This window comes from Methanovulcanius yangii (assembly GCF_018687785.1).
Lineage (GTDB): Archaea > Halobacteriota > Methanomicrobia > Methanomicrobiales > Methanomicrobiaceae > Methanovulcanius > Methanovulcanius yangii.
The window spans coordinates 692,812-704,844 of the sequence record NZ_LTBL01000001.1 but is presented as its reverse complement, the minus strand read 5'-3'; the positions used below and the strand labels follow the sequence as shown (position 1 = coordinate 704,844).

Genomic DNA, 12,033 nt, shown 5'->3' with positions numbered 1-12,033 from the left:
GACTGCTGCCCCCGCGTAGGTCGGGGCATGTCGTCTGTTCGCTGCAGGAAAGGGTATGCGGGTTGCTATGCAAAAAAGCCGTGCCCTGCGCCCGTGGCGAAACGTGGCATTGCAGGACCGGCAGAAGATGAAGTGTGCACCGTGCACCCGGTGACGCACGTCTCCGTCTGCTGAGGGGGGACGCAGGAGAATGGGTTGAGCGGATAATTGGCCCGTTAACGGTACGGGAGAGGAAAAAAGAGGGGAAATTATTTCTTCGCTTTATCCTTCTTCTTCTTTGCCGGCTTGCCCATCGAGTGGATGTCCACAAGGTACCGGTCGTCGCTTCCCATGCGCACGACCACCTCATCCGACTCGGCAAGTTTCTCGATATTGAGTTCATAGGTGCCGGGATTGACAACGGTGATGCTCTCAATCCGGTCATATATCTCTATTTTCCGGGGACGCTTCGCCTCTTCGCCGGAACGTTTTTCGGATTTTTCTTCCTTCAGTTCCAGAAACTGCTGTTTTGTCTCTTCGGCTATCTGTCCGATGGTCTTCTCTTCAAGGACATCCTTGTGGATATCCGCTGCCTTGACGTAGAGGAATTTCTTCCCCCCGCAACTGGGGCAGCCCTTGAGAATGACGGTCGACCCGTCAGTAAATTCCCGTCCGCATTGTGTGCATTTGTGCGGCATTTACCCCCTCACCTTGACGAGACCCAGGCACTGATGAGGTCTTTGTCTTTCTTGATGGTCTTCATCTGGTTGGCAGGTCCGATAACGGTCATACGGGCGCCGGGAGCCTTCTTTCCAAGGAGCTTTCCCAGAAATCCGGGTGAGGACTGGCTATCCTTTGCACTGTAGGTCTCCATCTCGATGCCGGAAAACCCGTCCGGTGAGATCTCCATCATCGTCATCTCGATGAGTTTGCTCTGCTCATCGGGAGAGAGGCCTTTTTCCAAAATGACGATATTGCCTTCCATCACGTCATCGAGGATGAGGCGAATCTTCTCCATCGAGGTCATCCTGTCCAGCCTGTCCGCTGAAATCAAATTAATCTGAACTCCCTGAATCATGAGCTCACCCAAAGACCTCGAGCATTTTTTCGTAGAGTTCTTCAACGTTATCGCCTTCGAGACCGGAGATCGAGATGACCGGGTGCTGCGGGAAGGCCTTTTTTATGCGCTGCGGTGCAGCATCGGGGAGATCGATCTTGTTTGCGACGATGAGGACCGGAAGGTTTCTGCTCTCAATGATGCCGATGAGCATGATATTGACCTGGGTAAAGGGGTCGAGCGTTGCATCAAGCATGTAGATGACGCCGTCGATATCCTCCCTGAGCCAGTGCATGGCCTCCGCCACACCTTCGGTTGCCTCACGGGCCCGTTTGATCGCCTCATCCTTTTCGATACCGTACTCGACAAATTCCTGGTAGTCGATCTTTGTCGTCACACCCGGGGTATCGACGATGTCGATGGTCAGCGAACTGCCGTTCTGGTTTGAGATGGTGATGCCTTCTTTCCTGCGTGCACGACGTGTTTCATGCGGAATTTCACTGACGGGGCCGAGGGCGTCGCCCGTCCAGTCACGCACGATACGGTTGGAAAGCGTAGTCTTGCCCGCGTTCGGCGGCCCGTATATGCCTATTCGTGACTGGCGCTTCTTGAGAAAGGCGCTTAAAAATCTGGATAGTCGTTTTTTGGTCCGGATAAAGAGATTCATGAACTCCTCCTGAAAGAAAGACGTATTCAGATTAGGATATTTCATTCCTATCTAATATACCTTTATAATCCACTTTATTGGAGAATACGCGGGATTGGTGCACCTTCAGTATTCTTTTATAGATGCTGTGCATAATACCCCATTTGTATCCAAACGATCTCGATTTCCCGTGAAATTGTAGGATATCTGGTGATCTGTGTGAGCGACAACAATGTGAACGCGATGCGTTTTGAAACACGTGTCCCCATCAAGGAAGTTATGAAGTTCCGGCCCGCGACTATCCCGGTTGATACCACGGTTGCATCGGCGGCTCAGAAAATGTGCCAGGAGGAGGTGGGAAGTTGCATCGTCCTGGAAAACAGCCATCCGGCAGGCATCATCACTGAGCAGGACATCAACTGCAAGGTCGTCGCAAAGGACAGAAAACCGGGGGATGTTCTGGTAAAGGAAGTGATGAGTACCCCGCTCATTACCATCGAGGCCGACAAGACGGTCGGTGACGTCGTTGACATGATGGTCAGGCACAAGGTACGACGTGTGCCGGTGGTGGAGAACGGCTATGTCACCGGGATCGTCACCGTCCGCGACATTCTTGCCGTCTCGAATGAGATGAACGAGATTATGGCGAATCTCATCGAGATCAACCGATATGACGACCTCATAACCGGCATCTGTGACGAATGCGAGTGCATGTCCGACGATCTTCGGAGCGTTGACGGCCGGATGCTGTGCCCCGAATGCCGGGCGGAGGAAGAACCTCTATGAAGGTCGTCTCGGACCTGATGCGGACATTACCACCCCTGAAATCCGGCGATCCGATCACGAAGGCACGGCAGATGCTGCGCGACGGTGATTTCAGGGAACTCTATATACAGGATGATGCCGGCACCATAGCGGGCATCATCGACATCTCCGATGTCCTGATGGTAAGTGACACCCGGTCGAACCTGACGCTCGCCTCACTGATGAGGCCGGCGCCTGTTGTCGGGGAGGACGTGTCGGTCGAAGAGGCCCTCCTGGTCATCCGCGATGCACGGACGGACAGTGCCGGTGTGGTCCGGCCCGATGGGGAACTCCTCGGTGCGGTCCTCCTCTCCGACCTCTTCCCGATCGTCATGTCCCGGCAGAATCCTACCGGGATCATCGAGGATTATATGACCAAACGGGTCGTCACCTGCGGAGAGGATGAATTCCTCTATCGGGTGTATGCGATGATCACGGAGAGCGGGTATGATGGCCTCCCGGTTATCCGGGGGAAAGGTCGGGAGATCGTCGGCATCATATCCCGCCGGGATCTTCTTCAGGGACATATAAAAAATTCCATAACCTCACGGCACAGGACGCCGGTGCAGATGATCATGGTGACGCCTCCCATCATTGCATTTCGGGGCGACACGGTAAGAGATGCGGCGGAGGCGATGATAAAACATGATATCAGCCGACTTCCGGTAATAGAACCGGACGGAACCGTAATCGGCATAATTTCACGACAGGATATCCTGCGGGCACTCTCCCTACCAGGTGAATATGAATGAACCGGCATAATCAACACAATAAGGTGAATGACAAGAGGATTCTGAGCCCCGGCAAAAACCCGGGCGGCGCAGTGGAGTTGAATTCGCACAGGTCCGGCAGTCACAATGAACTGCTCTCACTGGGGACGAAGGATGTCTGCGCCGTGCCGCCGACGATGAGTATCATCGGTTCGGTCGAAGGAATGATCCGGAAGGGGTTTCGGCGGCTTCCGGTAACCGATCCCGGTACCCAGCAGCTCAAGGGGCTGGTGACGGCAGGAGACATCATCGACTTCATGGGCGGTGGTCAGAAGTACAACCTGGTCCGCGGCAGGCACCACGGCAATCTCATTGCCGCCGTCAATGAACCGGTCCGGCGGATCATGTCGACGAACATCATGACCCTTTCCCCGTCCGATGGGCTGGGGGATGCCGTCGAATGCATTCTTCAGTCGGGATACGGCGGCCTCCCCATCGTCGACAAGGAGATGGTCCTCTGCGGGATCTTTACCGAGCGCGACGCACTCAATGTCCTCTCGACATTCAGGAGCGGTCTTCCGGTTGAGGAGGTGATGACGGTATCGCCATTCGTCACCTCTCCCGACGCGACGATCTCCGAGGTGACCCGGGAGATGGTCAAACGCAAATTCCGGAGACTTCCGGTGGTCAGCGAAGACGTCCTCTTCGGCATCGTGACGGCGATGGACGTCATGCGGTACCTCGGAAACGGTGATGCATTTGCCGACATGGAGACCGGCAATGCCGATGACGTGATGAATCTTCCTATCCGGGAGATTATCAGCGGGGAGCTCTATACGACGACGCCTGATACGAATATCGGTGAGACGGCGAGGATGATGATCTCACGCGGAGTGGGGGCATTTCCCGTTATCGAAGATTCCCGTCTCGTCGGGATCATAACCGAATTCGACATGGTCCGGGCGCTCCGCCGGGAGATGTAGGGTCTTTGCCTGTGTGTGTCACAAGGATCAGGATTTAATTCCTAAAAGGAGATCAACACAGTAGAGGAATGCTCGCCTGCTGCGCATGCGGCGGCAGCACTCCGGCACTGTTCCGCTGTGGTACATGGACGGTGCCTGAAGCAACGCTGAAAGGATATCACCTGCCCGGCGGCGTTTCGCCGCCCGGTAAGGCTCAAAGTGTAGAATAATCAGGAAGTGGCAAAAATGAGTGACGAACTATTTGTAAAAGACGTTATGTCCAGGCCCATCACCATTGCGAAATCCGCACCGATCACGGAGGCACTCGATAAGATGCTTGCCGATGGTATCGACCCGCTCATTGTGACGAACAATGGCGGTGTCATGGGAACCATATCGAGGGCGGCCATCGCAGAGACGCTTGGAAGCAGGAAAACGTCGTCGCTGTCACCAACCAAGATACATGTGGCCAACAAAACGGATGAGAATTTCACCTCCGTCTATCCGGATGAAGAGGCAGAGATTCTCATTCCGCTCCTGCAGGAGTTCAAGGTTGTGGTGGTTCTGGATAGCGAACACCACCTCATTGGTAAAGTCGATGCGACGGACCTTTTGAAGGTGCTGAAGCCGGAGACGACCACCGAGAACCTGCTCCAGACAGCCCCGGTAATCGGACCGGAGGAACGAGTGATTCATCTCAGGAGGCGCATGATTGACGAAGAAGCCACAAAGTTCGTTGTCACGGAGGAAGGAGAGATCCTCGGCATCGTGACCGAGACCGATGTCGCACGAGCGATGCGCGACTTCAGGCTCCGGGTTGACGACCGTCACCAGGAAAACCAGGTCAAACATATCCGCGTCGGGGATATCATGACCTCGCCTGCTATCGTACGGGAGTATACGACTGCCGTCCCGGAGTTCATTGACCTGATCGTCGGCAAGAACATCAGTTCCGTTCCGGTTATCCGGGATGGGAAGTTCGCCGGAATCATCACCAAAGAGGCACTTCTGGTTGCCCTTTGAATACCCACTTTTTTTGGTCGGAACCGTGACACCGGCGGGAACGGTGCGGTACGAACCACAATCCTTAATATCACTCTCGGCCCTAATTATAAGGTAACATTCATGTAGCAGCACTGTATGGTGTTGCGAGTGTCGTAACGATGCGAGATTATCTCTGTTGAGATAGCCAAGCCAGGCATGGCGCGGGGTTGCTAACCCCGTGTCCCTTGCGGGACTCGAGGGTTCAAATCCCTCTCTCAACGCTTCAGAGTAGATCTCATTGTGAGGCTAACCGAATGGAAGAACAGGAGATAAATTACTTCGTACGTATCGAGAATACGGACCTTGACGGAACAAAAGCCGTCCAGATTGCACTTACCGGCCTTCCGGGCATCGGGATGCACACCTCAAGGGTCATTGCACAGCTTGCTGATGTAGACCCGCGCGCAACCCTTGGTCTTCTGGACGACGAGCCGGTCAACCGCATTCGCGATGTCGTAGCGAACTATAAAGACCACGTCCCGACGTGGATGCTGAACCGCCAGAAGGATGTCTATACCGGTGAAGCAAAGCAGCTTCTCGGCACTGATCTGCGTCTGGCAATCGAGGACGATATCAACCGGATGAGAAAAATCCGGAGCTATCGTGGAATTCGTCATGAGACCGGTCAGAAGGTCCGTGGGCAGCGCACGAAGTCTACCGGAAGAACCGGGTCGACCGTCGGTGTGCGGAGAAAGAAGAGCTAGGTGGGTTAGATGGGATATCCAGGACAGAACCACAAGACATACGAAACGCCGAAACGCCGCTTTGAAAAGTCCCGTATTGAGGATGAGACCCGTCTGGTCATCGACTATGGTCTGAGAAACAAGAGGGAACTCTGGAAAGCACAGTCCACGCTTCGTAAATACCGCCGTCTCGCCCGTGAACTTCTTGCTCTGAAGTCCTCGTCCACCAATGAGGCACTGATCGTACGCAAGGAGGATGAACTCCTCGGCCACCTCTTCCGGTATGGCCTTCTCGGAGAACACGCAGGCATCAGTGAGGTCCTTGCACTCAAGACCGAGAATGAACTTGAGCGCCGTCTCCAGACGCTTGTCTACCGTCGTGGCCTCGCCCGTTCACCGAAACAGGCACGCCAGTTCATAACTCACGGCCACATTGCGATCTCCGGCCGTAAACTGACGATCCCGGGCTACCGTGTAAAGCGGGGCGAAGAGGACATGATTGAGTATTATGGCCCGTCGCCGTTTACGAACGAAGTCCACCCCGAGAGGGAGAGAATCATAAAGGGAGGCCGTAGCTAATGGCTGAAAAGACCGAAAAATGGGGAGTGGCGCACATCTACGCTTCATTTAACAATACCGTCATCACGGTCACTGATCTTTCCGGTGCCGAGACTGTCACGAAGTCTTCCGGCGGAATGGTGGTGAAGCAGGCGAGAAATGAAAGCTCACCCTATGCAGCAATGCAGATGGCAACGAATGTGGCAAACCAGGCAATGGAGAAAGGCATTGTCGGGCTGCATGTCAAGGTTCGTGCCCCGGGTCGCGGGAAACAGAGAAGCCCCGGTCCTGGTGCGCAGGCAGCAATTCGTGCACTTGCCCGGGCCGGCATGCGTATCGGACGCATCGAAGACGTTACACCCGTCCCCCACGACAGCATTCGTGCCAAAGGTGGGAGAAGGGGCAGGAGAGTCTGATTAATGCAGATTTCATTCAGCAGGCTTGATGACACCGTCGCCCGTTTCGTTCTCAAGGGGGCAACACCGGCATTTGCCAACACCCTCCGCAGAACGATGATCGGAGAAGTTCCGACGCTTGCCATCGAGGATGTATTCATCTACGATAATAACAGCGCACTCTTTGACGAAATACTGGCTCACCGCCTGGGTCTGATTCCCCTCAGGACCGATCTTGACGAATATGTCATGAAGGAGGAATGCTCATGCGGTGGCGAAGGATGTTCCAGTTGCACAGCAATCTATACGCTGAGTGTGGAAGGGCCGAAGATGGTCTATTCCAGTGATCTCATTCCGCAGAATCCTCAGGCGGCTCCCGTTGTGGACAGTATCCCCCTTGTCAAGCTCGAGAAGGAGCAGAAGGTTGTCCTCGAGGCACGTGCCGTCCTTGGAAAGGGGACCACCCATGCGAAATGGCAGCCGACTCTTGTGTGCGGTTATAAGACATACCCCATCATCACCATCGACAAGAAGTGTGACGGGTGCGGGATGTGCATTGATGAATGTCCACGTGGAGTCCTTGAAGTGGCAGGAGACTCGGCACGGGTTGTCGATGGAAAACTCGAAGACTGTTCGCTCTGTCGCCTCTGCGAGAGGATCTGTAATTCAGAGGGGACCTGGGACGTCCCGGCGATTCGCATCACCTCGGACGACGCACGGTTCCTCTTCATCGTGGAAAGCGACGGTTCCCTCCCGGTAAAGGAGATAATCGAGCGGGCACTTCGGGAAATACAGTCCAAATCTGAAAGCCTGGTGGATGTTTTAAGCGACATTTCTGGAGGAAATGGAAATGATGAAATCTAGTTCAAAGACGAACCCGCGCTACTCTGCCCTCATCTCCACACTCAAGGAGGTCTCACGAAACACCGGGGCCGGAGTATGGCGCGAGATTGCAAAACGGCTGGAAGCGCCGAGCAATAACTATGCTGAAGTAAACATCAGCAAGATCAACCGCTATGCGCAGGAAGGGGACATTATCCTTGTTCCGGGTAAGGTCCTTGGCAGCGGCCTGATTGACCAGAGTGTCTCTGTAGCCGCACTCAACTTCAGTGCAGCGGCAGTAGACAAGATCACCGGTGCGAACGGGAAATGCATGACAATCGAAGAGCTTGTTGCAAATAATCCGCAGGGCTCGAAGGTTAGGATTCTGAGGTGAGAAGAATGGTGACAGTAATTGACGCAGAAGGTCTTCGCCTCGGCAGACTTGCAAGCATCGTTGCGAAACGCACGCTTGAAGGAGAGGAGATCGCGATTGTCAACGCTGAACTCTGTGTGGTCTCCGGTTCCCGGGCACGCATCATCGCTGACTATGATCACAAGCGCAAGCGTGGCTCCCGCGAGGGTGGGCCCTTCTACCCGCGCAGGCCGGATCACATCCTCAAGCGCACCATCAGGGGCATGGTTCCCTACAAGCGCAAGCGTGGTTCGGAAGCACTTGAGCTTGTGAAGGTCTACGTCGGCGTTCCTGATGAATTCCAGGGCGCTGAACGCGAAGTCCTTGAGCAGGCGCACATCGACGGTCTCTCCACGCCCAAGTTCATCACACTCGGCGAGGTCAGCACCCGGCTTGGAGCAAAGTTTTAATGGCGGTGAGATGATATGACGAAAGTAGTTAACACAAGCGGTAAAAGGAAGACTGCTATTGCGCGTGCAACGCTCAGTGAAGGCAAGGGCCGCGTCAGGATCAATTCAGTTCCGCTGGAAATCTTCGGAACCGAGCTGATCCGGATGAAAATCTCCGAACCGCTCCTCCTGGTCCCTGAGGCAATCGACGGTATTGACGTCAGCATCGATGTCAATGGCGGCGGTTTCATGGGGCAGGCGGAGGCAGTGCGGACTGCGCTTGCGCGTGGAATTGTACAGTGGCACAATGACCCGAAGATCAAGGATGCATACCTGGCATATGACCGTACGCTCCTTGTAAATGACTCGCGTCAGAAGGAAGCAAAGAAGCCGCATGGCCGTGGTGCACGTGCGAAATTCCAAAAGTCTTATCGTTAGATAGGAATAACATATAGAGAGTCGTTTACATGATTCCGGTCCGATGTTTCACTTGCGGGAAAGTAATCTCCTCCTCCTGGGAAGAGTTCAGGCAGAGGAGAGATGCAGGCGAGGATCCCAAACAGATCCTCGACGACCTCGGACTTTCGCGCTACTGCTGCAGGCGTATGCTGCTAGCACACAAAGAGATTATCGATGATCTCAATCCGTTCCAGTAAAGATGTATGTTTACAGGGGGTCGTGGGGTAGCCTGGCCATCCTATGGCGTTCGGGATGCTGTAACCTGAGTTCAAATCTCAGCGACCCCATTTTCAAATTTTGGAGAGATAATGGAATCATTTACCCGTTATGAAAGAGCAAGAATTGTCGGCGCACGTTCTTTGCAGATTTCGATGGGAGCTCCTCTTCTGGTCCAGACTGATGCGATTGATCCTCTTGAGATTGCCGATGAAGAATTCCGAAAAAATGTAATTCCCATCACGGTAAAAAGAGCGAAGTGATTGAATGGCACAGATTCAGCAGATCAATTTACGAACTATTCTCGACAGCCGCGGCAATCCAACGGTTGAAGCAGAGGTTGTGGCAGAAGGAGCTACCGGGCGTGCTGCGGCACCTTCCGGTGCAAGTACAGGGATGTATGAGGCAAAGGTTCGTCCGCCGAGAGACGCCATTGCCGATGCAGAATCAACGGTGATACCGGTCCTCCTCGGGGAGGATGTGACGGATCAACCGTGTATCGACGCAATTCTTCGGGAAATTGACGGGACGCAGGATTTCTCGGTCATCGGAGCCAATGTTGCAGTCGCGATATCGCTCGCCTCGGCAAAGGCTGCGGCATCGTCACTCGGACTGCCGCTCTTCCGGTACCTCGGGGGTGCATTTGCGATGGAGACCCCGTACCCGCTGGGCAATGTCATCGGCGGTGGGGCACATGCGGCAAATGCAACCGATATCCAGGAATTCCTCGTCGTTCCGACAGGTGCGATGAACTCCGAAGAAGGTGTCTTTGCAAACGCGGCCGTTCACCGGACGATAAAAGAGCTTCTGGCCGCTCGCGGCAATGCCTGCGGCAAGGGGGATGAGGGCGCCTGGGCACCCCGGATCCAGGACATTGAGGCATTCGATCTCGTGCAGGAAGCGGTCGGAATGGTCTCCGACGAACTGCTGATTGAGATTCGGATGGGCATCGACGTTGCGGCAAGCGAACTCTGGAAGGACGGCGCGTACGCTTACCGTGATGCACACCGCACCACAGAGGACCAGGTCGCATATATCGCAGAGCTCGTCGACCGCTACGAGCTTGCCTATGTCGAGGACCCCTTGCAGGAAGAGGACTTTGAAGGGTTTTCGGACCTGACCTCACTGGTGGGAGACCGCTGTCTTATCTGTGGTGACGACCTTTATGTTACGAATGTTGAGCGCATAGAAACGGGTATCGAGACCGATGCGTCGAATTGCGTTCTCATTAAACCAAATCAGATCGGAACCCTTACGGATACCTATGAGGCTATTAAGATGGCACATTCATATGGTATGGAAACCGTAATGAGCCATCGTTCCGGTGAAACCACCGATGAAACCATAGCGCATCTCGCAACGGCATTCGGATGTATTTATCTGAAGACCGGTGTCGTTGGCGGAGAACGCATCGCAAAACTGAATGAACTTATACGAATTGAGGAGTTGATATCGTGAACTCAAACGAAATGGAAATTGAGCTGACTGAATCACTTGTTCCGGTCGAGGAATATCTGGCTGCAGGCGTTCACATCGGAACGCAGCAGAAGAATGATGATATGATGAAATTCATCTACCGCGTGCGCGGCGATGGATTGTACATACTTGATATCAGGGAGACGGACGGCAGGATTAAGACTGCGGCACAGTTTATTGCAAAGTTCAACCCTGCTGAGGTCCTTGTTGTCACGTCCCGCCAGTACGGGCAGTACCCCGCAAAGCGGTTTGCCCAGGCAATCGGGGGCATGCACAAGGTAGGGCGCTTTATCCCCGGAACCCTGACCAACCCGAATATGGATGGGTTCATCGAGCCCCGTCTCGTCCTTGTGACAGACCCGACCGGTGACGCACAGGCTATCAAGGAAGCAGTCCAGACCGGCATCCCCGTCGTGGCGCTCTGCGATACCAATAACTCCACCAAATACATCGATCTCGTTATTCCAACGAATAACAAAGGCCGCAAGGCACTCTCAATGGTCTACTATCTCCTGACACGCGAAGTTCTGAAAGAGCGTGGCATTACGACCTCACTCGTTCAGGAAGACTTCGAAATAGAACTCTGAGTCGGATTTCCCGACCAGTCATCATACTATCAGGGAGCGAGGATGGTTGTACGTCGCCCGACATTTGCCGGGATGTTCTACCCGGATGACCCCGCTGAATTAATGACCCTGATGGATCTTTTTCTTTCCCGGGCGCACGGTGTCGACGACTGTTACGGCGTTGTCGCCCCCCATGCGGGATATCCATATTCAGGACAGGTCCAGGCGGCCTCATATTCATGCATTCCAAAGGGCTATTCCGGGACCTTTATTGTACTGGGTCCGAGTCATGCGGGCTATCCGACCAGCACGTCTGCTATGGACTGGGGAACGCCCATCGGGGTCGTCGAGACCGATGCAGACCTCTGCCGGGCACTGGGTATCGAAATACGCGATGATGCGATCAATGCGCGCGAAAATTCTCTTGAGGTGCAGATGCCGTTTATCAGGCACTGCTTCCCCGAAGCGAAGATAGTTCCCGTCCTGATGGGATACCAGGATTATGCGAGCGCGATGGACGTTGCTTCACGGATAACCGCGGCATTGGAGACGTATTCCGGCGATATCAGGATCATCGCATCGAGCGATTTTTCCCATTATATTCCGGATGCGGTGGCACGTGCCGACGATCAGTACGTGATCGAGGCACTTCATAATTTAAATACTGAAGAGTTTTATAAAAGATTAGTCGAGAAAAGACTGACGGCATGCGGGTACGGGCCGATAGCGGTCCTCACCGAGGTCTGTCGGCATCTCGGAGCCACACAGGGACGTCTGATAGAATATGCAACAAGCGGCGACGTCACCGGTGACTTCGATCAGGTTGTCGGATATGCATCAATAGCGGCGGTATAA

19 protein-coding genes and 2 tRNA genes are annotated in these 12,033 nt (G+C 54.2%); 18 read left to right on the top strand and 3 right to left on the bottom strand.

The features are described from left to right. Positions 1-248 precede the first annotated feature (248 nt). From AZH53_RS03570 to AZH53_RS03560, 3 genes are read right to left on the bottom strand one after another with little or no spacing between them, the layout of a single operon-like run. Complete coding sequence (locus tag AZH53_RS03570; RefSeq protein ID WP_319642170.1) at positions 249-677, bottom strand: Zn-ribbon domain-containing protein; 429 nt, start codon at positions 675-677, stop codon at positions 249-251. Between the two features lie 8 nt (positions 678-685). Then, positions 686-1,057: a DUF2073 domain-containing protein gene (locus tag AZH53_RS03565; protein ID WP_319642169.1), complete on the bottom strand. Its 372-nt coding sequence runs from the start codon at positions 1,055-1,057 to the stop codon at positions 686-688. Positions 1,058-1,061: 4 nt separating this feature from the next. Next, on the bottom strand, positions 1,062-1,703 hold the full coding sequence (locus tag AZH53_RS03560) for an Era-like GTP-binding protein (protein ID WP_319642168.1): 642 nt from the start codon (positions 1,701-1,703) through the stop codon (positions 1,062-1,064). A 222-nt stretch (positions 1,704-1,925) separates the two neighbouring features. On the opposite strand from AZH53_RS03560, the gene AZH53_RS03555 reads away from it, so the two are divergent. The 18 genes from AZH53_RS03555 (at position 1,926) to amrB (ending at position 12,033) form a co-directional block, all read left to right on the top strand. Beyond that, entirely contained in the window at positions 1,926-2,468 is a 543-nt protein-coding gene (locus AZH53_RS03555) for a CBS domain-containing protein (RefSeq protein ID WP_319643635.1), read from the top strand. Continuing rightward, positions 2,465-3,238, top strand: a complete 774-nt coding sequence (locus tag AZH53_RS03550; protein WP_319642167.1) for a CBS domain-containing protein — start codon at positions 2,465-2,467, stop codon at positions 3,236-3,238. The genes AZH53_RS03555 and AZH53_RS03550 overlap by 4 nt, the downstream gene beginning before the upstream one ends. A 23-nt stretch (positions 3,239-3,261) precedes the next feature. Further along, positions 3,262-4,179 carry a CBS domain-containing protein gene (locus AZH53_RS03545; protein WP_319642166.1) on the top strand — a complete coding sequence of 306 codons (918 nt, stop codon included), beginning with the start codon at positions 3,262-3,264 and terminating at the stop codon, positions 4,177-4,179. Positions 4,180-4,404: 225 nt separating this feature from the next. After that, complete coding sequence (locus AZH53_RS03540; RefSeq protein WP_319642165.1) at positions 4,405-5,181, top strand: CBS domain-containing protein; 777 nt, start codon at positions 4,405-4,407, stop codon at positions 5,179-5,181. Positions 5,182-5,337: 156 nt separating this feature from the next. Beyond that, positions 5,338-5,423, top strand: a tRNA-Ser gene (locus tag AZH53_RS03535). Between the two features lie 33 nt (positions 5,424-5,456). Beyond that, positions 5,457-5,906 carry a 30S ribosomal protein S13 gene (locus tag AZH53_RS03530; RefSeq protein WP_319642164.1) on the top strand — a complete coding sequence of 150 codons (450 nt, stop codon included), beginning with the start codon at positions 5,457-5,459 and terminating at the stop codon, positions 5,904-5,906. Positions 5,907-5,915: 9 nt separating this feature from the next. After that, positions 5,916-6,464, top strand: a complete 549-nt coding sequence (locus tag AZH53_RS03525; RefSeq protein ID WP_319642163.1) for a 30S ribosomal protein S4 — start codon at positions 5,916-5,918, stop codon at positions 6,462-6,464. Beyond that, complete coding sequence (locus tag AZH53_RS03520; RefSeq protein ID WP_319642162.1) at positions 6,464-6,859, top strand: 30S ribosomal protein S11; 396 nt, start codon at positions 6,464-6,466, stop codon at positions 6,857-6,859. The genes AZH53_RS03525 and AZH53_RS03520 overlap by 1 nt, the downstream gene beginning before the upstream one ends. 3 nt (positions 6,860-6,862) lie before the next feature. Then, positions 6,863-7,702, top strand: a complete 840-nt coding sequence (locus tag AZH53_RS03515; RefSeq protein ID WP_319642161.1) for a DNA-directed RNA polymerase subunit D — start codon at positions 6,863-6,865, stop codon at positions 7,700-7,702. Further along, on the top strand, positions 7,692-8,054 hold the full coding sequence (locus AZH53_RS03510) for a 50S ribosomal protein L18e (RefSeq protein WP_406600385.1): 363 nt from the start codon (positions 7,692-7,694) through the stop codon (positions 8,052-8,054). The genes AZH53_RS03515 and AZH53_RS03510 overlap by 11 nt, the downstream gene beginning before the upstream one ends. A 5-nt stretch (positions 8,055-8,059) precedes the next feature. Next, on the top strand, positions 8,060-8,482 hold the full coding sequence (locus AZH53_RS03505; RefSeq protein WP_319642159.1) for a 50S ribosomal protein L13: 423 nt from the start codon (positions 8,060-8,062) through the stop codon (positions 8,480-8,482). A 15-nt stretch (positions 8,483-8,497) separates the two neighbouring features. Beyond that, complete coding sequence (locus tag AZH53_RS03500; protein WP_319642158.1) at positions 8,498-8,899, top strand: 30S ribosomal protein S9; 402 nt, start codon at positions 8,498-8,500, stop codon at positions 8,897-8,899. A 29-nt stretch (positions 8,900-8,928) separates the two neighbouring features. Next, a complete protein-coding gene (locus AZH53_RS03495; protein ID WP_319642157.1) occupies positions 8,929-9,117 on the top strand; it encodes a DNA-directed RNA polymerase subunit N in 189 nt (62 codons plus the stop codon). Between the two features lie 16 nt (positions 9,118-9,133). Then, a tRNA-Pro gene (locus AZH53_RS03490) sits at positions 9,134-9,207 on the top strand. 21 nt (positions 9,208-9,228) lie between these two features. Next, positions 9,229-9,399, top strand: a complete 171-nt coding sequence (locus AZH53_RS03485; protein WP_319642156.1) for a DNA-directed RNA polymerase subunit K — start codon at positions 9,229-9,231, stop codon at positions 9,397-9,399. Positions 9,400-9,403: 4 nt separating this feature from the next. Then, the gene (eno, locus tag AZH53_RS03480; RefSeq protein WP_319642155.1) at positions 9,404-10,594 is read left to right on the top strand and encodes a phosphopyruvate hydratase; all 1,191 of its coding nucleotides are present in this window, start codon (positions 9,404-9,406) and stop codon (positions 10,592-10,594) included. After that, positions 10,591-11,199: a 30S ribosomal protein S2 gene (gene rpsB, locus AZH53_RS03475; RefSeq protein WP_319642154.1), complete on the top strand. Its 609-nt coding sequence runs from the start codon at positions 10,591-10,593 to the stop codon at positions 11,197-11,199. Before eno ends, rpsB begins: the two co-directional genes overlap by 4 nt. Positions 11,200-11,241: 42 nt before the next feature. Then, on the top strand, positions 11,242-12,033 hold the full coding sequence (gene amrB, locus AZH53_RS03470; protein WP_319642153.1) for an AmmeMemoRadiSam system protein B: 792 nt from the start codon (positions 11,242-11,244) through the stop codon (positions 12,031-12,033).